Source organism: Micromonospora mangrovicola (assembly GCF_047200535.1).
GTDB lineage: Bacteria > Actinomycetota > Actinomycetes > Mycobacteriales > Micromonosporaceae > Micromonospora.
Window position 1 is genome coordinate 45,476 of record NZ_JBJZOG010000007.1, and the last position, 18,381, is coordinate 63,856.

Here is an 18,381-nt window from a genome sequence, read left to right on the forward strand (position 1 = left end):
GCCGCGATCCGCGGGTCTCCCGCGAGCGCCGCCGGCCGGCGGGAGGGCCGGGGCTACGTCACGGCGCGAGCGGCTTCTCGAACCAGTGGTGCGCGTAACGCTCGGTGTTGTACGGCTCGATCTCCCGGTAGCCGGCGGCGCGGTACATGGCGATCGCCTCGGTGAGGTTGCGGTTGGTGTCCAGCCGGACCGCCGCCCAGCCGTGCTCGGCGGCGTACCGCTCCAGGTGGTCCAGCAGCCGTCGCCCGATGCCGAGCCCGCGCACGCTGTCGGCCACCCAGACCCGCTTGATCTCCGCGGGCGCGCCGGGGTGCAGTTTGAGCGCGCCGCAGCCCACGGGTTCGCCGTTGAGGGCGGCGAGCAGGAACAGGCCGGCGGGCGGGAGAAGTTCCTCGTCGCGGACCGGGTTGCTCAGCGCCGGGTCGAACCCCTCGTCGAACCGCTGCCCGACCTCGCGGGCGTAGGCGCGCACGCAGGCGCGGGCGCGGGGATCAGCCGGCGGGCAGGGCTCGATGACCACCATCGAGCTGACCAGCAGCCGCTCCACCTCGGCCATCGCCGCGACGAGACGCGCGCGGCGCTGCTCGCTGAGCGGTTCGAGGATGGACCGGGCGTACTCGTCGGAACGCCGGTCCAACTCGGCCCACTCCGCCCGGCCGGCTTCGGTGAGCGCGGCGGTGCGTACCCGTCCGTCGCCAGCCCGATCGGCCGGGCCGACCGTGACGAGCCCGTCGGCTTCCAGGGTGCGCAGGAGCCGGCTGAGGTAGCCGGAGTCCAGGCCGAGGCGGGCCCGCAGCGCGGCGACCTCGGCGCCGTCGGGACCGATCTCCCACAGCAGCCGCGCCTGCGCGAGGGGCCGGTCGCGGGACATGTACTGGTCGTCGAGCGCGCCCACCCGCTGGGTGACGGTCCGGTTGAACCGCCGTACGGTGGCGACGAGGTCCGAGCTCATAAGCCTGACTTTAGTCAGGCTTATGAGCCTGCGCCAGGTGAAGGGCCGGCCCTCGCTACCGTCGAGGCCGGCATGGAAGCCGTCCTTCACCTTCTCCAGCCCTCCACCCATCGGCCGATAATCGCCGAACAGCGCGGCGCGACCCTGACCTTGCGTGCCATCCACGGCCGGCGAAGGAGAACGCCCGGCGCGACGCACTCTCGTCGGCACAACCGCGCCGGTCGCTACCGTTCCTCCGTCACACGCTGTGGCGCCCGGTCGGCGGCAGATCCGGATGCCGCCAAATCCCGGCCCAGCTTCCCCGCGCCGCCGTTGGAGCGGACATCTCGTGCCTATGCCTCGTGACCCGCGTTGCGGTGTCGCCGCCACAGGCGCACGACCCATTCGTTGGCGCCGGCCGGCGGCTCGGTGCCGATGCGGGATGTTGGCGCGGTCTCGACCAGATGTAGCAGCTTCCACGCCAAGCCGTAGCAGTTGTCGACCCCGAAGCAGGCAACCAGCAGCCGTGCCTCATCGTCGGTGACCGGTCCGGCAATCTGGTGCAGGCGTCGCTCCCGTTCTTCGATATCGTCCTGCTCGGCCGTCTCCTCGGCCGGCAGTGGGCCCAAGTCCGCGAAGGCACGTACCTCCGCCCGGACAGTGGTCACCGGTCGCGGCCGTCCAACCGTCGTCCAGTCGGTGGCTGCGGGTGGGACGAGTTCACCGGCTTCGTAGCGGTCGAGCCGGTGAAGGATCTCGGGCAGGTCCGAGGCAGGGAAGCAGACCTGTAGCAGCCGCAGCGCGAAGCTCGACGGTAGGGTCTCGTCGAACATCGCCAGATCCATCGGTTTGACCTTGACGTCCCAGGCGTGTGGGGCAGCCCAGTGCGTCGTCCTCACGTAGAACGCGTCACGCGGGCCGGCCTGCGCGATGGCAGTGAGGAACCGGAGACCGTCTTGGATGGGGAAATCAATGAAGGCCCATCCTTTGCGGGACTGTACGTACGCGGCCATGTGGGGCAACAGGTCCACCCAGTCTGCGTTGCTCTCACCGGCGTCCTGGCAACTGGTGAACGTATCGAACCCGTTGCGCCAGAGCGCCTCGACCAGCGGCGCCAGCATCTCGTCGATATCGGCGCTCCGGTCACCAACCCGGACGGTACGAACCGGGTGGACATTGGTCGGGCCTGTCATTCGAAGCAGGTTACTTGACCATCTACTGCCTGAAGCGCCACAGCCACGTCTGCTTATCGGCACGACCGCCAACCGTGCACTGCTGCTACCCCTTCACGTACCGTGCTGCCCGGTCGGCGCCAGATCAGGGCGTCGCGGTGAGAGGTTTGGCCGATCGTGCAGGACTTACGTAGAGCCGCCGCAAACGCGCTTGGGCGTTCCTGGCTGTCGAACGGGCGGTACGCTCGCCGCTGTGACTGACGCGCCAACAACCGGCAGTGGTGACGAGGCTCCCAGCACAAGGCTGGTGGAACGGGTGCTGGCCGAGGCTGCTGAAGTGCTGATCATCGAGGCGTCCGTTGACGAACTCGAGAGGCCCGACGCGGCTCGGATCGTGGTGTCGGGCAAGGAGATTGCTGAGCTGACTCCCCTGCTGGCTATCGATGACGGCGGCACCGGAGACCACTGTCGGTGCATGGGATGGCCGACAATCCTCGTGTCAGACGCTGTCGGCCGAGAGATCGCCCGGTTCACGCTGCACCACCAGACTGGTATCAGAGGCCTCGGAAGTTGCGACGCGCAGCTCCGTGATGGCCCTGGCCTCACCGACTGGCTGGCTGACCGAGGCCTGACCGGATCGCGCGAGGTCCAGCAGATGCTGGCCCGTCAAGCGGCTGAGGTAGAGGCGCGTCGCGTCCAGTGGGTAAAGGCCGCGCCGCCGGCCCTCGCCGAGGCCGCCGAGGCGGCGTCGCGCCGAAAAGACGGCGCGGAGGAAAGGCTTGCCGACCTCGTAGCCCGGCGATACCCCGACCCCATCGAGCGCATCCGTACGCTGGTGGCGTGGGCTGGCTTCCCGCCTCGTCACACGACCACGATGGGTGGCACGCCGTGGTACGAGCTGGCGCCCGAGCGCATGCTGGTGGCCGAGCCAACCGAGTCGATCTTCAACGCGTTGACGTCGGCATCGTTGACTCCGAGCCAGCTCGACGGTGCTGCAGAGCTGTTCACGTCCCTTGAGTGGACTGGTTCACAGCGCGCCGACATTCCCGAATCGCTGAGGTCTGTGCTGATCGCGCACGTGACGGCGACCGGGACCAATCCAATGAAGTTCCGGATGCGCCATGGATACGGCGCGGAGCGAACGGACTGACTCCGGTCGGCGCGCCGCGGGGGCTATGCCCTGACCGACGAGTGCGCCAACGCACACTCAATTCGGCATGAGCGAACACTCAGCTCAGCCCTGGCCGGCGGGGGCCTGCCAGACCGGTTGCAGCACGTGCCAGTCGTGTGGATGCCGGCGGACGGCGCCCGTGAAGACGTCGGCCAGCTCCTGCGTCATCGCCGCCACCCGGGCCCGGGTGGCGCCGTCACGGCCCGGGACGATCTCCGGGTGGATCCGAATCCGCAGCCGCGGACCGTCGTACCAGAGCGATACGGGCAGCAGCGCGGCCCCGGTGCGCAGCGCCAGCTGCGCGGGCCCGGCCGGGAACGTCGTCGGCGCGCCGCAGAACCGCACGCCGATGCCAGCCGCGGACGTGTCCCGGTCAGCGACCAGGCACACCACCTCGCCGGCACGCAGCCGCCGGGTGAGCGTGGTGACCGCCCGCCGGGTCTCGTCGGCGGGGAGCACCTCGATGCCGAGCGCCGCACGGTGGCTCACGAACCGCTGGTAGAGCCGCTCCGGGCGCAGGCGTTGCGCGACCGTGGTGAACCGGTGCCCGCTCAGCACCAGCGCGGCTCCGGCCAGGTCCCAGTTGCCGCTGTGCGGCAGCGCCAGCACCACTCCGCGGCCAGCGTCACGGGCGGCAGCCACCCGGTCCAGCGACTCGAAGACCACGGCGTCGCGGATCCGGTCCCGGCTCCATCCGGCGAGCCCGAAGAACTCCCGCCAATAACGCAGATAGGAGTGCACACCCCGAGCGGCCGCGGCGGTCACGGCGGGACTGTCCGCGGCATGGCCGAGCACCTGGGCCAGGTTGACCCGCAGCTGGTGCACCCCGCCCGCGCCGGACCAGCGCATCCCGGCGGCGACGGAGTCGAAGACGAGCGCGGCGACCGGGCCCGGCAACTGCGGCGTGACCCGCCAGGCAAGTCCGTAGAGCCGGCTGGCCAGGTCCTCTCCCACCCCGGGATGGTAACGGTCGCCGGCCGGGTCCGGTGGTTGCGGGCGCATCGATAGCGGGTTCCCTGTTTCTGTTTGCCGTAGACGCGTCGCAGCATCGAGTCGATGTCTACGAAGGTCAGCACGTCTGCGCCGGCCAAAATCGGTGTCCGCGTGGCCAGGCCGATCAGCGTGTCGCGGGCGGCGGCCCGCAACTGCCGCACGTGCCCGTGGGTGAAGGTTCGCAGGAACGAGCCGAGCGTCGACGGTGCGTAAACGCTGCTGAACAGAGATTTCATGCCACCGTGCCGGGCGATGCCGAGGTCGTCGATGCTGTCCGCGCCGGCGAGCATCCCAGCGACGATCGTGGCAACCTTCGCGGCCGGGTTGGCGCCCTTGTCGCTCGGCAGGCTGACCCGGTCGGCGACCGCGTCGTGCAGACCGGCTTGCTGGGCCAGCCGCATCACCGGCACCAGGCCCGCGGACGACACCAGATTCGGATCACCGAACGTCACGGCCGTGACCGGCGTGGCATAGCGCAATCTCACCTGTCAGGTGCCCTGTCGAGCCGAGTGATAGAAGCGTCGCAACTCCTATCCTTCCAGTTCAGGGGGCATTTTATATTTCCAGGGTCGCCCCACCGATCCGACCTTCATCGGTGGATCGAGGCTCAGCGGCAGAAGCGTGCGTCCTTCCCAGCCCGGTCGTGCACCGGCCGCTGGTGCTGCCTCGCAACGTGGTCGACCTGTCCGAGTTGCCGCCACGCCGGCGGTAACGGCGATCCGGCGCCTTCAGGGGACCGTGTGTGCCAGCAGGTCAGCCCTACCCACTCGACTAGCCTGTCCAGATGATCCATCCGATCGGGCTTGTCATCTTCGACTGCGACGGGGTGCTGGTCGACAGCGAGCGCATCGCGGTCCGCGTCAACATTGCACTGGGTGCGGAACTGGGCTGGCCACTGACCGAGGCAGAGGTCATCGAGCGCTTCATCGGCCGGTCCAGCACGTCCGTCGGTGAACAGATCGCGGCCCGCCTCGGACACGGCGTGGATGCCACATGGGCGGACCGGTTCGACCTAGCCCACCGCCAAGCGGTGGACGTCGGACTGACCGCCGTCGACGGAATCAACGACGCGCTCGATGAAATCACCCAGCCGACGTGCGTGGCTTCCAGCGGTACTCACGAGAAGATGCGCCACACCCTGGGCCGCACCGGCCTGTATCCCCGCTTGGAGGGCCGCACCTTTCACCGAGGTCGCCCACGGCAAGCCCGCCCCCGACCTGTTCCTGCACGCGGCGGCGGCGATGGGTGTCCCGCCCGTGGCGTGCGTGGTGGTCGAGGACAGCCACTACGGAGTCCAAGCGGCCCGCGCCGCCGGGATGCGCTGCTTCGGCTATGCGGGCGGATTGACCCCCGCGCATCGGCTGGCAGGCCCCGACACGGTGGTCTTCGACGACATGCGCAAACTCCCGGCTCTGCTGAATGCAGCCTGACCACGCGCGATGGCCACAGCATCAACCGCAGCACGGACGGCGGAGCCTTGGCACTCATGAACGATGACACGACCGTCGAATAACCACGTCGATTGGCCATATCGCCGGCCCCTGGCCCGAGCCGACGAGCCTTCGCGGGCCGGGTGTGACCGCGTCGGTGGCCGCCGACCTGGTTGAGGCATTCCGGAGCGGGAACCTGCGCAAGATCACGCGCACGCTCATCGGCCAGAAGCGGATGTTGCCGCATCCGCGTCCTAGACCACCGGGGTTCACAGTCGGTAGCCGGCGAGCCAGGGGATCGCGCAGCCCATCAAGCGGAGTCAACGTGTAACGTCAACCGAACCGGAGCGGGCTCAGGATTTCTGCAGCGGCTGGAACGCGGCCCGCATTTCGGTCGCGAACAGGTCGGGCTCTTCCCAGGCGGCGAAGTGGCCACCCTTGTCGACCTCGTTGAAGTACGCGAGGCCGGGGTAGACGGTCTCGGCCCAGCTGCGCGGGGCAGCGAAGATCTCGCCGGGGAACGTGGTGAAGCCGACCGGAACCGTGACCGGCGGAGGAGCCTGGCCGGCGGCAGCGGCTGCGGCCAGGAACCGTCCAGACTCCCAGTACCAGCGGGCGGCCGAGGTGCCGGTGCCCGTCAGCCAGTACAGCGTGATGTTGTCGACGATGGTGTCCCGGGTGAGGCCGCCCACGGGCTTGCCGTCGACGAACGCGCGGGAGATCTTGTAGTAGCTGTCCGTGTCGTGGTCGAGCATCCAGGCCGCCAGTCCGACGGGTGAATCCAGCAGGGAGTAGCCGATCGTCTGCGGCCGGGTGGACTGCTCCAGGAAGTAGCCGTAGCCGTCCGTCATGAACGTGTTGAGCGCGTCGAGCGCCGCGCGTTCCTGCCCGGACTTCGCCGGCAGTTGGTCCTTGAGACCGAGCGCCCCGGCGAGCAGGTTGACGTGGATGCCGAGCAACCCCTCGGGTCCTTGGCGGCCCATCGCGTCCGTGACGGAGGCGCCCACGTCGCCCCCCTGGGCGACGTAGCGCGTGTAGCCGAGGCGGCCCATCAGCTCCGCCCACGCGCGTGCGATGCGGCCGTTCTCCCAGCCGAGCTCGGTCGGCTCGCCCGAGAAGCCGTAGCCAGGCAAGGACGGCAGCACCAGGTGGAAGGCGTCCTCGGCCCGTCCGCCGTGTGCGGTCGGGTCGGTGAGCGGGCCGATGACCCCGAGCAGCTCGACGACCGAGCCCGGCCAGCCGTGCGTCATGATCAGCGGCAGGGCGTTCTCGTGCTGCGACCGCACGTGGATGAAATGGATCTCGACGCCGTCAATGTAGGTCGTGTACTGCGGCAGGGCATTCAGCTTCGCCTCGCACGCGCGCCAGTCGTAATCGGTCGTCCAGTAGCGGGCCAGCTCCTGGACCGTCGCCAGCTGCACGCCCTGGGCGCGATCGGCGACCAGCTCTCGCGTGGGCCAGCGCGTGGCCGTGATCCGGCGACGCAGGTCGGCAATCGCTTCTTCCGGCGCATCGAGCCGGAAGGGACGGATTTCCTCGTCGTTGGACATGTCCTCCACCTGCCGCTTCGGATCGACCGGCGCCGGGGCACCGGCAGGGCTGTCACCCGCCCAGTCTCGCAGCGGCCCGGCGACCGGCGGACTGAAACGCGACTTCGCACCTGGGTCCGGCCTTACAGCTAGGGGTCAGCCTGGGCCGTCGCCGGGCCGTCTGGGCCGTCGCCGGGCCGTCAAACGACGACCAGAGACGTCCGACAACACCCACCAGCGCGCAGAGAAGCGGCAGGTCATCCACCATATGACGGTGCCCGACTGGCATACGAGTCGAGCTGTACGCCGGATTCTGAATGCAGCACGGGGTTGAGCTGCGGGCGACATGGACACCGACCAGGCTGCGATCCCGCTCGCGGATGTGGCCGGGCTTGGTTGCCGAGAGCTGGCGGTCGCCGAAGAACGGCAGGAGGTGCGTTGTCCAGCCAACCCGCGTCGGGGTCGATGTCGTCGACGGCTAGGCCGAAGATTTTACCCCTGTCTCATGCCGCAGCCGGCTCCGAGATCGCCAACAGGCCGGTAGCGCTCCGGCAGGCCGGTCTGGCTCGGAGGGCGCCAACCGCGTGATCAAGACCGTGGCCGGCGACGCCTACGGGTTCCGTAACTCCGCCAACCAGCAACTACGCACCCGCTGCGCCACGTCGCGGCGCCATCGCGGCCACCTCAACCCCCGCTGACTTCACGTTGAGCCGCCAGCCACTCATCGAAGGTCGTGGGAGCTATCTCGGCGTCGGCAGCGGGCATCAGGGCGTCGCCTGCAGCGGTCTCGTCGAAGATGTCGCCATGCCAGGTCGGCACGATCCGCATGCTTCTGCCCTGGACAGCGAGCGTGCGGCGAGCCATGTCGATCAGGTCCTGCGGCTCGGGTCCGGCGATGTCGCGGTGGCGGCCCTGCGGGGCCCCCACGGCGCCCCGGGCAAGGATGTCGGCGACGCTATGGCTCCACGCCGACCTGCGCCCGGCCAACGTCCTCACCGCCGACGGCACCTCCCGCGGCGTGATCGACTTCGGCGACCTCTGCGCGGGCGAACCGGCATGTGACCTCGAGTTGAGCGGCCGAAACCCGGCTGCACGGTCACTGAAAAGAGCAGAGAGAACCGACAGCTACCGGGCGAGCACGTCGACGGCGAGTTCGCGCACCACCGACTCGTCCACGTCCACGCCGAGCCCCGGCCCGGTCGGCACCCGCGCGACGCCGTCCTTGACCTCGACGGTCGCCCCCGTGGCGTACGACGAGGTGAGGAACTGCCGCCCGTTCAGGTCGACGGGCGTGTCGATCCCGTACGCGGCGAACAGGTGCAGCGACGCCGCCAGGCCCAGGTCGGAGTCAGTCAGCCCGGAGCCCATCAGCCGCACGCCGGAGTCCTCGGCCAGGGCGCAGAGCCGCCGCGACAGCGTCAGCCCGCCGCTGCGCTGCACCTTGGCGATGGCCACGTCCACCGCGCCCAGCTTCACAAACGTCGCCAGGTCGCTCGGGTGGCGCAGGCTCTCGTCGAGCGCGACCGGAATCGGGGAGGTGTCCCGCAGCCGGCGCTGCCCGGCGACGTCGTTGGCGGGCAGCGGCTGCTCGAACGCGGTGACGTCGAGGTCGGCGAGCCGGCGGGCCATCCGCAGCGCCCCGTCGACGGTGTACGCCTGGTTGGCGTCCACCCACAGCGCGGCGTCCGGCGCGGCCTCGCGGACCGCCCGCACCACGGCGGCGTCCTCGGCCTCGCTGTGCAGGCCGACCTTCACCTTGAACGCCCGGTAGCCGAGATCCTGGCCCTCGGCCACCGCGTCGGCGACCTCCCCGGCGCTCTGCCCGGAGACGATCCAGCCGAGCTGGATGCTCTCCCGGCGCCGCTGGCCCCACAGCATTCCGACCGGTACGCCGAGCGCGCGGCCGAGCAGGTCGTGCAGGGCGACGTCAACGGCGCTCTTGGCCAGCGGCGATCCGATGGTGAAGCCGCGGTTGACGGCTCGGTCGAAGGCGCTGGTGACGCCGTCGAGGTCCCAGGCGGGGCGGCCGAGCACGGCCGGGGCGAGGTAGCGGTCGATGGTGGTGACGATGGATTCGGCGGTCTCGTAGGTCCAGGCCGGGATGGGGGTGGCCTCGCCCCAGCCGGTGATCCCGTCGGCGGTGACCTTGACCAGGACGCGGATGCTGGGGGTGCCGGCGACGGCGACCGAGCCGCCGGACACCCCGAACGAGCGGACGGTGGGCAGCGCGACGGCGTACGTGTCAACGGTGTCGACGGTCAGCCCGGCCAGCCCGGCGGCGGGCGGGGTCACGAGGTCACCTTGGCGGTGCTGGCCCGGATGACCACCTCGCCGCCGAGGCGCACGATGCGGCGGCGCCGGCCGGTGTTCTCGGTGAGCGCCATCTGCATCGCCTGCTCGCCGAGCCGTTGCAGCGGCAGCGCGACGGTGGTCAGCGGCGGGGTGAGGTCGCGGACGATGGGGATGTCGTCGAAGCCGGCGACGGAGACGTCGTCGGGCACGGACAGCCCGTGGTCGCGCAGCGCCGCGCAGGCGCCGATGGCCATCACGTCGGTCAGCGCGAACACGCAGGTGGCGGTCAGGCCGCGCTCGATCAGTTCCGTCATCGCGCCGTAGCCGCCGTCGCGAGTGAAAGGCGCCTCGACGACGTCGGTCGCGGCGAGGGGCACCCCGGCCTTGGCGAGTTCGTCGCGGAAGCCGCCGAGCCGGTCGGCGACGGTGGTCAGGGCGGGTGGGCCGGCGAGCACGGCGAAGCGGCGGTGGCCGAGGTCGAGCAGAGCGCGGGCCATGGCGGCGGCACCGGCCCGGTTCTCCGGCAGCACGCTGTCGACCTTGAGGCTGCGATGGCGGCTGACGACGGCGACGCGCCCGCCGCCTTCGAGGTAGGGCTTGAGTTCGGCCTCCATGGCCTTCTCCCAGCGGGGGTCCTCGAATCCGGAGCCGGTGAGCAGGATGGCGGGGGCGCGTTCGGCGCGCAGCATCGACACGTACGCGATCTCGCGTTCGGGGTCGCGGAAGGTGCTGGCGAGCATGACCAGCAGGCCGTTGTCGCCGGCGACGCGCATGACGCCGCCGGCGACGGCGGCGAAGTAGGGGTCGCTGACGTCGTGGCAGATGACGCCGACGGTGCGGTGGGAGGCGCCGGCCAGAGCGCGGGCGTGCGCGTTGGGGGCGTACGCGAGCTTCTCGGCGGCGGCCAGGACCCGGTCGCGCAGTTGCGGGGTGACCCGCATGCCGTTGAGTGCGCGGGAGGCCGTGGCGAGGGAGACGTCGGCCGCTTTGGCCACGTCTTCCAGCGTCACGTGGGTCCGTGGCTGCATGGACTTTCCTCCTGCGGAACTTCTTGACCGGATTATTTCGGCGTGGTTACCGTAGCACCCTGAAAGCGCTTACTGAAAGCGCATTCAGGGCCGCTTCCCCGCCCTCACCGGGGTCGTCCGGCCCTGCCGACGGCACGCGCCTACCCAGCGGCTGAGCACCCGGAATCGCCGGCCAGCCAGGGAGAACGGAGGGTCATGGCCGCGCAGAGCACCATCGAGCACCGGGAGTCGAGCGCTCCCGCCCGCACCGCCGCGCCGGCCGCGCGCCGCCCGTCCGGTGCCGGCACCGGCGTGGTCCGGTTCGCCCGCAGCACCTGGCGTCCGGCCGCGGTCCTCGCGGCCATCCTGGTCGTCTGGTGGGCGATCACCGCGGCGAACCTGGTCAAGCCGTATCTGGTTCCCTCACCGGGCACGACGCTCGACGTCGTGCTCGCCCAGACCGGCTACTTCGCGCACCACACCTGGATCACCACCTACGAAACCATCCTGGGCTTCGCGATCGCGATCGCGGTCGGCGTCGTCTCCGCCGTCGTCATGGTGTACTCCCCGACGGTCGAGAAGAGCCTCTACCCGCTGCTGCTGTTCGCCCAGGTCATCCCGAAGATCGCCATCGCGCCGCTGTTCATCGTGTGGCTCGGCTTCGGACTCACCCCGAAGGTCGTCGTCGCGGTCCTGATGGCCTTCTTCCCGATCGTCATCTCCACGGTCACCGGCCTGAAGTCGATCGACCCGGAGATGCTGCAACTGTCGGCGACCATGGGCGCCGGCCCGGGCCGGACCTTCACCAAGATCCGCTTCCCGGCCGCCCTGCCGCACCTGTTCGCCGGCCTCAAGGTCGCCGCCACGATGGCCGTCACCGGCGCCGTGGTGGGCGAGTTCGTCGGCGCAAACGAGGGCCTCGGCTACGTGATCCTGCAGGCCAACGGCAACCTCGACACCCCGACGCTGTTCGCCGGGCTGCTCATCATGTCGCTGCTCGGCGTCGTCCTGTTCGTGGTCGTGGAACTGCTCGAGTACTTCGTCCTTCCCTGGCACGCGAGTCGCCGTACCGACGCCGCTACGACGTCGCTCTGAATAGGAGAACCCGTCCCATGAAGTTGCGTACCCTCGTCGCCGCCCTCGCGCCGGCGCTCATACTGGCCGCCGCCGGCTGCGGCTCGTCCTCCGACGAGCAGGCCAAGAACGCGCAGGGCCTGGACAAGGTCACCCTCACCCTCAACTGGTACCCCTACGGCGAGCACGCCCCGTTCTACTTCGGCAAGAAGCAGGGCATCTTCGAAAAGCACGGCATCGACCTGACCATCCAGGCCGGTCAGGGCTCGCAGAAGACCGTGCAGGCCACCGCCGCCGGGCAGACCGACTTCGGCTGGGCCGACACCCCGGCCCTGCTGGCGGCCGTCGGGCAGGGCATGGAGGTCAAGAGCGTCGGCGTGTTCCTGCAGACCACCCCGTCGTCGGTGCAGTTCTTCAGCGACAAGAACATCAACTCCCCCGCCGAACTCAAGGGCAAGACCATCGCCTCCACCGCCGGTGACGCGCTGAGCAAGACCTTCCCGGCCTTCCTGAAGGCCAACGGCCTCGCCCCGACCGACGTGACCCTGCAGAACACCGACCCGGCCGGCAAGATGGCCGCCGTCATGTCGGGCAAGACCGACGCGCTGCTCGGCTTCGCCACCGACCAGGGCCCGACGATGCAGGAGAAGGCCGGCAAGCAGGTCTCCTACCTGAAGTTCGCCGAGCACGGGCTGAACTTCTACAGCAACGGGCTGATCGCGTCGTCCGACACCGTCAAGAACAAGCAGGACCTGGTGAAGCGGATGGTCGCGGCCAGCAGCGAGGCCTGGTCCGCCGCCGAGAAGGACACGGCCGGCGCGGTCGCCGCGATGGCCGGCGCCTCCCAGCAGCTGCCCTCGGAGAAGGTGCTCACCGACCAGTTCAACGCCACGCTGCAACTGCTGCACACCGACGCCACCAAGGGCCAGGCCCCGGGCATCAACGACGAAGCCGACTGGCAGAAGACCATCACCGTCTTCGCCGACGCGGGTGTGATCACCAAGGCCGAGTCGCCGTCGAAGTACTGGGACGCGAGCTTCGCACCGAAGGGTTGATCCGATGACGGTCGGCAACACCACCACGCAGCGGCCCGACGACGCCACGACCACCGGCGCCGCCGTCGAGATCGACCAGGTCGCGGTCCGCTTCCGTACCAAGAAGAAGGACGTCACCGCGCTGCGCGACGTCTCGCTGCGGATCGCCCCGGGCGAGTTCGTCTCGATCGTCGGCGCCTCCGGCTGCGGCAAGTCGACGCTGCTGAAGCTGGTGTCCGGCCTGCTGCGGCCCTCGTCCGGCGAGGTTCGCCTGCACGGCGAGGAAGTGCGGGGGCCGCGACGCGACATCGGGTACGTCTTCCAGCGCGCCGCGCTGCTGGAGTGGCGCACGGCCCGGCGCAACATCCTGCTCCAGGCCGAGATGCGGCGGCTGCCGAAGGCGCAGGTGCGCCAGCGCGTCGACGAACTGATCGCGATGACCGGGCTGACCGGCTTCGAGGACGCGTACCCGAACGAACTGTCCGGCGGGATGCAGCAGCGCGTGGCCCTGTGCCGCGCGTTGCTGCACCGCCCCCCGGTCCTGCTCATGGACGAACCGTTCGGGGCCCTGGACGCCCTGACCCGGGAGCAGATGAACGTGGAGCTACGGCGGATCTGGCGGGAGACCGGCACCACCGTCCTGCTCGTCACGCACTCCATCGCCGAGGCGGTCTACCTGGGCAACCGGGTGATCGTCATGACCCCTCGACCCGGCACCGTCGCCGAGGTCATCGACGTCGACCTCCCCGTCGAGCGTGACTACGGCCAGACCATGTCCGAGCCGGAGTTCGCGCGCGCGACGGGACGCATCCGGGACCTGCTGGGTGCGACGACGACCGCCGAATAACCCATCGGACCTGGGAAGGGAAACACACGTGGAGCGCACGTCTATCGGGATCATCCTCAACGGCGTGACCGGGCGGATGGGCTACCGCCAGCACCTCGTCCGGTCCCTGCTCGCCATCCGCGAGCAGGGCGGACTGCCGGCCCGCGACGGCAGCCGCATCTGGCCGGAGCTGACCCTGGTGGGCCGCAACGAGGCCCGGCTCGCCGAGATCGCCGCCCGGCACGGGCTGACGTCGTACACGACGGACCTGGACGCCGCGCTCGCCAAGGACTCCCACCAGATCTACTTCGACGCGCAGGTCACCGCGCAGCGGGAGAAGGCGATCCGGGCGGCGATCGAGGCCGGCAAGCACGTCTACACCGAGAAGCCCCTCGCGGAAGGGCTGACCGGTTCGCTGGAGCTGGCCCGGCTCGCCGCGGCCAAGGGCATCAAGAACGGCGTGGTGCAGGACAAGCTGTTCCTGCCCGGGCTGCGCAAGCTCAAGCGGCTGGTCGACGGCGGGTTCTTCGGCCGGATCCTGTCGGTGCGCGGCGAGTTCGGCTACTGGGTGTTCGAGGGCGACTGGCAGGACGCCCAGCGGCCGAGCTGGAACTACCGCGCCGAGGACGGCGGCGGCATCACCGTGGACATGTTCCCGCACTGGCACTACGTGCTGGAGCAGATCTTCGCCCCGGTGACCGCGGTGACCGCGCACATCGCCACCCACATCCCCGAGCGGGTCGACGAGAACGGCCAGACCTACCGGGCCACCGCCGACGACGCCGCGTACGGCATCTTCGAGCTGGCCGGCGGCATCACCGCGCAGATCAACTCGTCGTGGGCGGTGCGGGTGTACCGGGACGAGCTGGTCGAGTTCCAGGTCGACGGCACGCACGGCAGCGCCGTGGCGGGGCTGCGCGAATGCCGCATCCAGCACCGGGGCGCCACCCCGATGCCGGTGTGGAACCCGGACCTGCCGGTCACCGAGAACTTCCGCGCCCAGTGGCAGACCGTCCCCGACAACGAGGACTTCGACAACGGGTTCAAGGTCCAGTGGGAGGCGTTCCTGCGGCACGTGGTCGACGACGAGCCGTTCCCGTGGGACTTCCTCGCCGGCGTGCGCGGCGTGCAGCTCGCCGAGGCCGGGCTGCGCTCGGCGCGGGAGGGACGCCGGGTGGAGATCGAGGAGATCACCCTGTGACCGCCCGGATCACCCTGCCCGCCCCCGGCGGCGGCACCGAGACCCTGAGCCTGCGGGAGCCGGCCGGCTGGTCGCGGCCGGCCGCCCCGCCGGCCAGCCGGATCGCGTACGCGGCGGCGCACGTGGTCGCCGACCCGTATGCCGACAACGCCCCCGGCCAGCCCGCCCGGCTGGACTGGGACGCCACCCTCGCGGTGCGGCGCAACCTCTGGTCGTGGGGGCTCGGCGTCGCCGAGGCGATGGACACCGCCCAACGCGGCATGGGGCTGGACTGGGCCGCCACCCGCGAGCTGGTCCGCCGCAGCGCCGCCGAGGCGGCCGCCTGCGGCGGGCGGATCGTGGCCGGCGCGGCCACCGACCAGCTGACCGGGGTGCCCGACACCCTCGACGAGGTCGTCTCTGCCTACGCCGAGCAGGTCACCTACGTGCAGGAGTGCGGGGCGACCGCGGTGATCATGGCCAGCCGGCAGCTCGCCGCGCTCGCCACCGGGCCGGACGACTACCTGCGGGTCTACGAGCAGGTGCTGCGGGAGACCACCACGCCGGTGGTGCTGCACTGGCTCGGCGACATGTTCGACCCGGCCCTGGCCGGCTACTGGGGGTCGACCGACCTCGACGAGGCGACCAAGACGTTCGTCTCGCTCGTCCACGCCCACGCCGACGTCATCGACGGGGTGAAGGTGTCGCTGCTGGACGCCGACCGGGAGGTCCGGCTGCGCGAGCTGCTGCCGCTCACCGTCAAGGTCTACACCGGCGACGACTACCACTACCCCGAGCTGATCGCCGGTGACGGCGGCCGGTTCAGCCACGCCCTGCTCGGCGCGTTCGCCGCCATCGCCCCGGCCGCCTCGGCCGCGCTGCAACGCCTCGACGCCGGGGACACCACCGGGTTCCGGGACGTCCTGGACCCCACCGTGCCGCTGTCCCGGCACGTCTTCGCCCCGCCCACCCGGTTCTACAAGACCGGCATCGCGTTCCTGTCCTGGCTCAACGGCCTCCAGCCCGGCTTCACCATGGTCGGCGGGCTGCACAGCGGGCGTAGCGTCCCGCACCTGGTGCGGGCGTTCCGCCTCGCCGACGCCGCCGGCCTGCTGCTCGACCCGGACCTGGCCGCCGACCGGATGCGGCGATTCCTGTCGGTGGCCGGGGTGAGCGCATGACCGCCGTCGACCCGCGCCTGGCGCGACTGTCACTCAACCAGCGCACCACCCAGCGGTGGTCGGTCCGCGAGGCCGTCGAGGGCTGCGTCCGGGCCGGCATCCCGGCCATCGGGCTGTGGCGCGAACCGGTCGCCGAGATCGGGGTGGCCGCCGCCGCGAAGCTCGTCGCCGACGCCGGGCTGCGGGTGTCGTCGCTGTGCCGCGGCGGTTTCCTCACCGCCGACGGCGAGGCCGGCCGCGCCGCGCTGGCCGACAACCGGCGCGCCGTCGACGAGGCCGCCGGCCTGGGCACCGACTGCCTGGTCATGGTGGTCGGCGGGCTGCCGCCCGGCTCCCGCGACCTGCGCGGCGCCCGGCAGCGGGTCGCCGACGCGCTCGCCGAACTGGCCCCGTACGCGGGCGAACGCGGCGTCCGGCTGGCCCTGGAGCCGCTGCACCCGATGTACTGCGCCGACCGGGCCGTGCTGTCCACCCTCGGGCAGGCGCTCGACCTCGCCGAACCGTTCCCGGTCGAGCAGGTGGGCGTCGTGGTCGACACCTTCCACATCTGGTGGGACCCGGATGTGCGGCGGCAGATCGCCCGGGCCGGCGGCCGGATCGCCAGCTTCCAGGTCTGCGACTTCCTCACCCCACTCCCGGCCGACGTGCTGCTGGGCCGGGGCATGATGGGCGACGGGCACATCGACTTCCCGCCGTTGCGCCGGGCGGTCGAGCGGGCCGGCTACGCCGGCGACACCGAGGTGGAGATCTTCAACGCCGAGGTCTGGGCCACCGACCCGGACGAGGTCCTCGCCACCATGAAGGACCGCTACCTGCACCTCGTCCTGGCCGACTGATGCGCGTCGTCGTCGCACCGGACTCCTACAAGGGCAGCATCACCGCCGAGCACGCCGCCCGCGCCCTCGCCCGCGGCTGGCTCGCCCACCGGCCCGACGACGACGTACGGCTGCTCCCCCTGGCCGACGGCGGCGAAGGCACGGTCGACGCCTTCGCCGCCGCCCTGCCCGACACGCAGCGCCGCACCGGGACCGTGCCCGGACCCGACGGCCGGCCGGTCACCGCCGCCTGGCTGCTGCTCCCCGACGGCGAAGCGGTGCTGGAACTCGCCCAGTCCAGCGGCCTGCCGCTGATGGCCACCCCGAACCCGCGCGGCGCCCACACCTACGGGCTCGGCGCGGTCGCCCGGGCCGCGCTGGACGCCGGAGCCACCCGCCTCGTCATCGGCCTTGGCGGCTCCGCATCCACCGACGGCGGCACCGGGGCGCTGCGCGCACTCGGACTGCGGCTGCGCGACAGCCAGGGCCGGGACCTGCCGCTCGGCGGCGCTGCCCTCACCGACCTGGCCCACCTCGACACCAGCGAACTGTTGCCCGCCCCGCCCGGCGGGGTGCAGCTGCTGGTCGACGTCACCGCGCCGCTGACCGGACCGGCCGGCGCCGCCGCCGTGTTCGGCCCGCAGAAGGGCGCCGGACCGGCCGACGTCACCCTGCTGGACGCCGCGCTGCGCCGGCTCGCCGACCTGGCCGGCGGAAACCCCGACGAGCCGGGCGCCGGTGCGGCGGGCGGCACCGCGTACGGGCTGGCCGCGCTGTGGGGCGCGCAGATCGTGCCCGGGGCGACCACCATCGCCGACCTGGTCGGGCTCGCCGACGCGCTCGCCGACGCGGACGTGCTGCTCACCGGCGAGGGACGCTTCGACGAGACCTCCCTGACCGGCAAAGTGGTCGGGTCGATGCTGGAGGCGGCGACGTCCACCGGCGTACGGGTCGGGGTGGCCGCCGGGCAGGTCGGCGGGCCCGTACCCGCGTCGGTGTCGGCCGCCGTGTCGCTGGTGGAGCTCGCCGGGTCCGTCGAAGCGGCGCTGAACAACCCGGAACCCTTGCTGAGGGAGGCCGGCGGCATGCTGGCCGGCCAGCTCAGCGCCGACTAGTCCTGCGCCCGGTCACTGCTTCGAGGGCCTGCGGCAGCCGCCTCGTCCGCCACCACCCGCCCACGGCAGGCATCCGCCTCTGCCGCGCCTCAGTGTTCCGGCAGGTGCGTCAGGGAGTTGAGAACGGGCACCAGGTAGTGCTCCTCGCGGTCGAGGTGCGTGAGGAGTTCGACCGACAGTCGTTCCAGATCCGCATGGAAGTCGGGAACGGAGGGGGTTGCGGCGACCGTGCGGAGGTCGGCCAGGAGCGCCGCCATGATGCGGTGATCGGCGGCCAGACGGTCCAGCACCTCGGACAGTTCGGGATGATGCTGGGCCAGGAACGGGAAGATCGACCGGTCCTCGGTGGTGTGATGGGCGTCCAGCGCCTCGCAGAAGGAGAGGCAGTGGCCGTGGAGCCGGTGAGGCAGGACCAGCGGGTCGCCGACCTCGCCGCGGGCGGGCAACTGAGCCGCCTCCTCCCGCAGGGCGGCGATGTCGCGGCGGAGTTCGTCGTGGAGGGCGACCAAGTGGTCGCCGAAGGCGGTCAGCCGGTCGCGGTCGGCGTCGACGACGGTGTACGGGCGGTCGGGCATCAGAAAGTTTCCTTCCTCTACGAGTGCGGCGGTTTCGGTCACTGGCCGGCCAGCGG

At 71.1% G+C, this 18,381-nt stretch carries 16 protein-coding genes and 3 pseudogenes; 11 read left to right on the forward strand and 8 right to left on the reverse strand.

From position 1 onward, the window contains the following. Positions 1 to 58: 58 nt before the first annotated feature. Together ACL02O_RS04820 and ACL02O_RS04825 are read right to left on the reverse strand one after the other, a co-directional pair. Entirely contained in the window at positions 59 to 952 is an 894-nt protein-coding gene (locus ACL02O_RS04820; protein ID WP_412816719.1) for a GNAT family N-acetyltransferase, read from the reverse strand. A gap of 332 nt (positions 953 to 1,284) precedes the next feature. Continuing rightward, complete coding sequence (locus tag ACL02O_RS04825) at positions 1,285 to 2,124, reverse strand: hypothetical protein (protein ID WP_412816720.1); 840 nt, start codon at positions 2,122 to 2,124, stop codon at positions 1,285 to 1,287. A gap of 232 nt (positions 2,125 to 2,356) precedes the next feature. Between ACL02O_RS04825 and ACL02O_RS04830 the strand changes: the two genes are divergently transcribed. After that, positions 2,357 to 3,253 carry a hypothetical protein gene (locus ACL02O_RS04830; protein ID WP_412816721.1) on the forward strand — a complete coding sequence of 299 codons (897 nt, stop codon included), beginning with the start codon at positions 2,357 to 2,359 and terminating at the stop codon, positions 3,251 to 3,253. A gap of 84 nt (positions 3,254 to 3,337) precedes the next feature. Here ACL02O_RS04830 and ACL02O_RS04835 read toward each other — a convergent pair whose 3' ends face one another. Next, complete coding sequence (locus ACL02O_RS04835; RefSeq protein WP_412816722.1) at positions 3,338 to 4,228, reverse strand: phosphatidylinositol mannoside acyltransferase; 891 nt, start codon at positions 4,226 to 4,228, stop codon at positions 3,338 to 3,340. 823 nt (positions 4,229 to 5,051) lie between these two features. Here ACL02O_RS04835 and ACL02O_RS04840 point away from each other — a divergent pair. Then, positions 5,052 to 5,697: pseudogene (locus tag ACL02O_RS04840) on the forward strand (HAD family hydrolase). A gap of 353 nt (positions 5,698 to 6,050) precedes the next feature. On the opposite strand, the gene ACL02O_RS04845 reads toward ACL02O_RS04840, so the two are convergent. Next, positions 6,051 to 7,247, reverse strand: coding sequence for an epoxide hydrolase family protein (locus tag ACL02O_RS04845; protein ID WP_412816723.1), 1,197 nt, complete (start codon positions 7,245 to 7,247; stop codon positions 6,051 to 6,053). Positions 7,248 to 7,786: 539 nt separating this feature from the next. On the opposite strand from ACL02O_RS04845, the pseudogene ACL02O_RS34510 reads away from it, so the two are divergent. Beyond that, a pseudogene (locus ACL02O_RS34510) lies at positions 7,787 to 7,924 on the forward strand (ISL3 family transposase); the annotation flags it as partial. Here ACL02O_RS34510 and ACL02O_RS04850 read toward each other — a convergent pair. Then, positions 7,911 to 8,153 (reverse strand): hypothetical protein, encoded by a 243-nt coding sequence (locus ACL02O_RS04850; protein WP_412816724.1) that lies wholly within the window; start codon positions 8,151 to 8,153, stop codon positions 7,911 to 7,913. The pseudogene ACL02O_RS34510 and the gene ACL02O_RS04850 sit on opposite strands and share 14 nt — an antisense overlap. Before the next feature lie 28 nt (positions 8,154 to 8,181). Here ACL02O_RS04850 and ACL02O_RS04855 point away from each other — a divergent pair. Next, positions 8,182 to 8,292 (forward strand): annotated as a pseudogene (locus tag ACL02O_RS04855) (phosphotransferase); the annotation flags it as partial. Positions 8,293 to 8,351: 59 nt separating this feature from the next. Here the strand turns inward: ACL02O_RS04855 and ACL02O_RS04860 are convergent. After that, positions 8,352 to 9,518, reverse strand: a complete 1,167-nt coding sequence (locus ACL02O_RS04860; protein WP_412816725.1) for a mandelate racemase/muconate lactonizing enzyme family protein — start codon at positions 9,516 to 9,518, stop codon at positions 8,352 to 8,354. Next, positions 9,515 to 10,546, reverse strand: coding sequence for a LacI family DNA-binding transcriptional regulator (locus ACL02O_RS04865; RefSeq protein WP_412816726.1), 1,032 nt, complete (start codon positions 10,544 to 10,546; stop codon positions 9,515 to 9,517). The genes ACL02O_RS04860 and ACL02O_RS04865 overlap by 4 nt, the downstream gene beginning before the upstream one ends. A 195-nt stretch (positions 10,547 to 10,741) precedes the next feature. Here ACL02O_RS04865 and ACL02O_RS04870 point away from each other — a divergent pair, with 195 nt between their 5' ends. Genes ACL02O_RS04870 through ACL02O_RS04900 form a run of 7 tightly spaced genes read left to right on the forward strand, consistent with a single transcriptional unit; the run spans position 10,742 to position 17,750 of the window. Beyond that, a complete protein-coding gene (locus ACL02O_RS04870; protein ID WP_412816727.1) occupies positions 10,742 to 11,620 on the forward strand; it encodes an ABC transporter permease in 879 nt (292 codons plus the stop codon). Between the two features lie 17 nt (positions 11,621 to 11,637). Then, positions 11,638 to 12,654: an ABC transporter substrate-binding protein gene (locus ACL02O_RS04875; RefSeq protein WP_412816728.1), complete on the forward strand. Its 1,017-nt coding sequence runs from the start codon at positions 11,638 to 11,640 to the stop codon at positions 12,652 to 12,654. Between the two features lie 4 nt (positions 12,655 to 12,658). Beyond that, positions 12,659 to 13,480 carry an ABC transporter ATP-binding protein gene (locus tag ACL02O_RS04880; protein ID WP_412816729.1) on the forward strand — a complete coding sequence of 274 codons (822 nt, stop codon included), beginning with the start codon at positions 12,659 to 12,661 and terminating at the stop codon, positions 13,478 to 13,480. A 28-nt stretch (positions 13,481 to 13,508) separates the two neighbouring features. Further along, complete coding sequence (locus ACL02O_RS04885; RefSeq protein WP_412816730.1) at positions 13,509 to 14,660, forward strand: Gfo/Idh/MocA family protein; 1,152 nt, start codon at positions 13,509 to 13,511, stop codon at positions 14,658 to 14,660. After that, positions 14,657 to 15,820 carry a dihydrodipicolinate synthase family protein gene (locus ACL02O_RS04890; RefSeq protein ID WP_412816731.1) on the forward strand — a complete coding sequence of 388 codons (1,164 nt, stop codon included), beginning with the start codon at positions 14,657 to 14,659 and terminating at the stop codon, positions 15,818 to 15,820. The genes ACL02O_RS04885 and ACL02O_RS04890 overlap by 4 nt, the downstream gene beginning before the upstream one ends. Next, positions 15,817 to 16,656, forward strand: a complete 840-nt coding sequence (locus ACL02O_RS04895) for a sugar phosphate isomerase/epimerase family protein (protein ID WP_412816732.1) — start codon at positions 15,817 to 15,819, stop codon at positions 16,654 to 16,656. Before ACL02O_RS04890 ends, ACL02O_RS04895 begins: the two co-directional genes overlap by 4 nt. Continuing rightward, positions 16,656 to 17,750, forward strand: coding sequence for a glycerate kinase (locus ACL02O_RS04900; protein WP_412816733.1), 1,095 nt, complete (start codon positions 16,656 to 16,658; stop codon positions 17,748 to 17,750). Before ACL02O_RS04895 ends, ACL02O_RS04900 begins: the two co-directional genes overlap by 1 nt. Before the next feature lie 89 nt (positions 17,751 to 17,839). On the opposite strand, the gene ACL02O_RS04905 is transcribed toward ACL02O_RS04900, so the two are convergent. After that, on the reverse strand, positions 17,840 to 18,367 hold the full coding sequence (locus tag ACL02O_RS04905) for a hemerythrin domain-containing protein (RefSeq protein ID WP_412816734.1): 528 nt from the start codon (positions 18,365 to 18,367) through the stop codon (positions 17,840 to 17,842). Between the last annotated feature and the right edge of the window lie 14 nt (positions 18,368 to 18,381).

Excerpts from the sequence above, each read along its gene's own strand:
- ACL02O_RS04900 (WP_412816733.1), top strand. The coding sequence starts at position 16,656 with ATGCGCGTCGTCGTCGCACCGGACTCCTACAAGGGCAGCATCACCGCC.
- ACL02O_RS04825 (WP_412816720.1), bottom strand. The coding sequence starts at position 2,124 with ATGACAGGCCCGACCAATGTCCACCCGGTTCGTACCGTCCGGGTTGGT.
- ACL02O_RS04820 (WP_412816719.1), bottom strand. The coding sequence starts at position 952 with ATGAGCTCGGACCTCGTCGCCACCGTACGGCGGTTCAACCGGACCGTC.
- ACL02O_RS04875 (WP_412816728.1), top strand. The coding sequence starts at position 11,638 with ATGAAGTTGCGTACCCTCGTCGCCGCCCTCGCGCCGGCGCTCATACTG.
- ACL02O_RS04845 (WP_412816723.1), bottom strand. The coding sequence starts at position 7,247 with ATGTCCAACGACGAGGAAATCCGTCCCTTCCGGCTCGATGCGCCGGAA.
- ACL02O_RS04865 (WP_412816726.1), bottom strand. The coding sequence starts at position 10,546 with ATGCAGCCACGGACCCACGTGACGCTGGAAGACGTGGCCAAAGCGGCC.
- ACL02O_RS04895 (WP_412816732.1), top strand. The coding sequence starts at position 15,817 with ATGACCGCCGTCGACCCGCGCCTGGCGCGACTGTCACTCAACCAGCGC.
- ACL02O_RS04870 (WP_412816727.1), top strand. The coding sequence starts at position 10,742 with ATGGCCGCGCAGAGCACCATCGAGCACCGGGAGTCGAGCGCTCCCGCC.
- ACL02O_RS04880 (WP_412816729.1), top strand. The coding sequence starts at position 12,659 with ATGACGGTCGGCAACACCACCACGCAGCGGCCCGACGACGCCACGACC.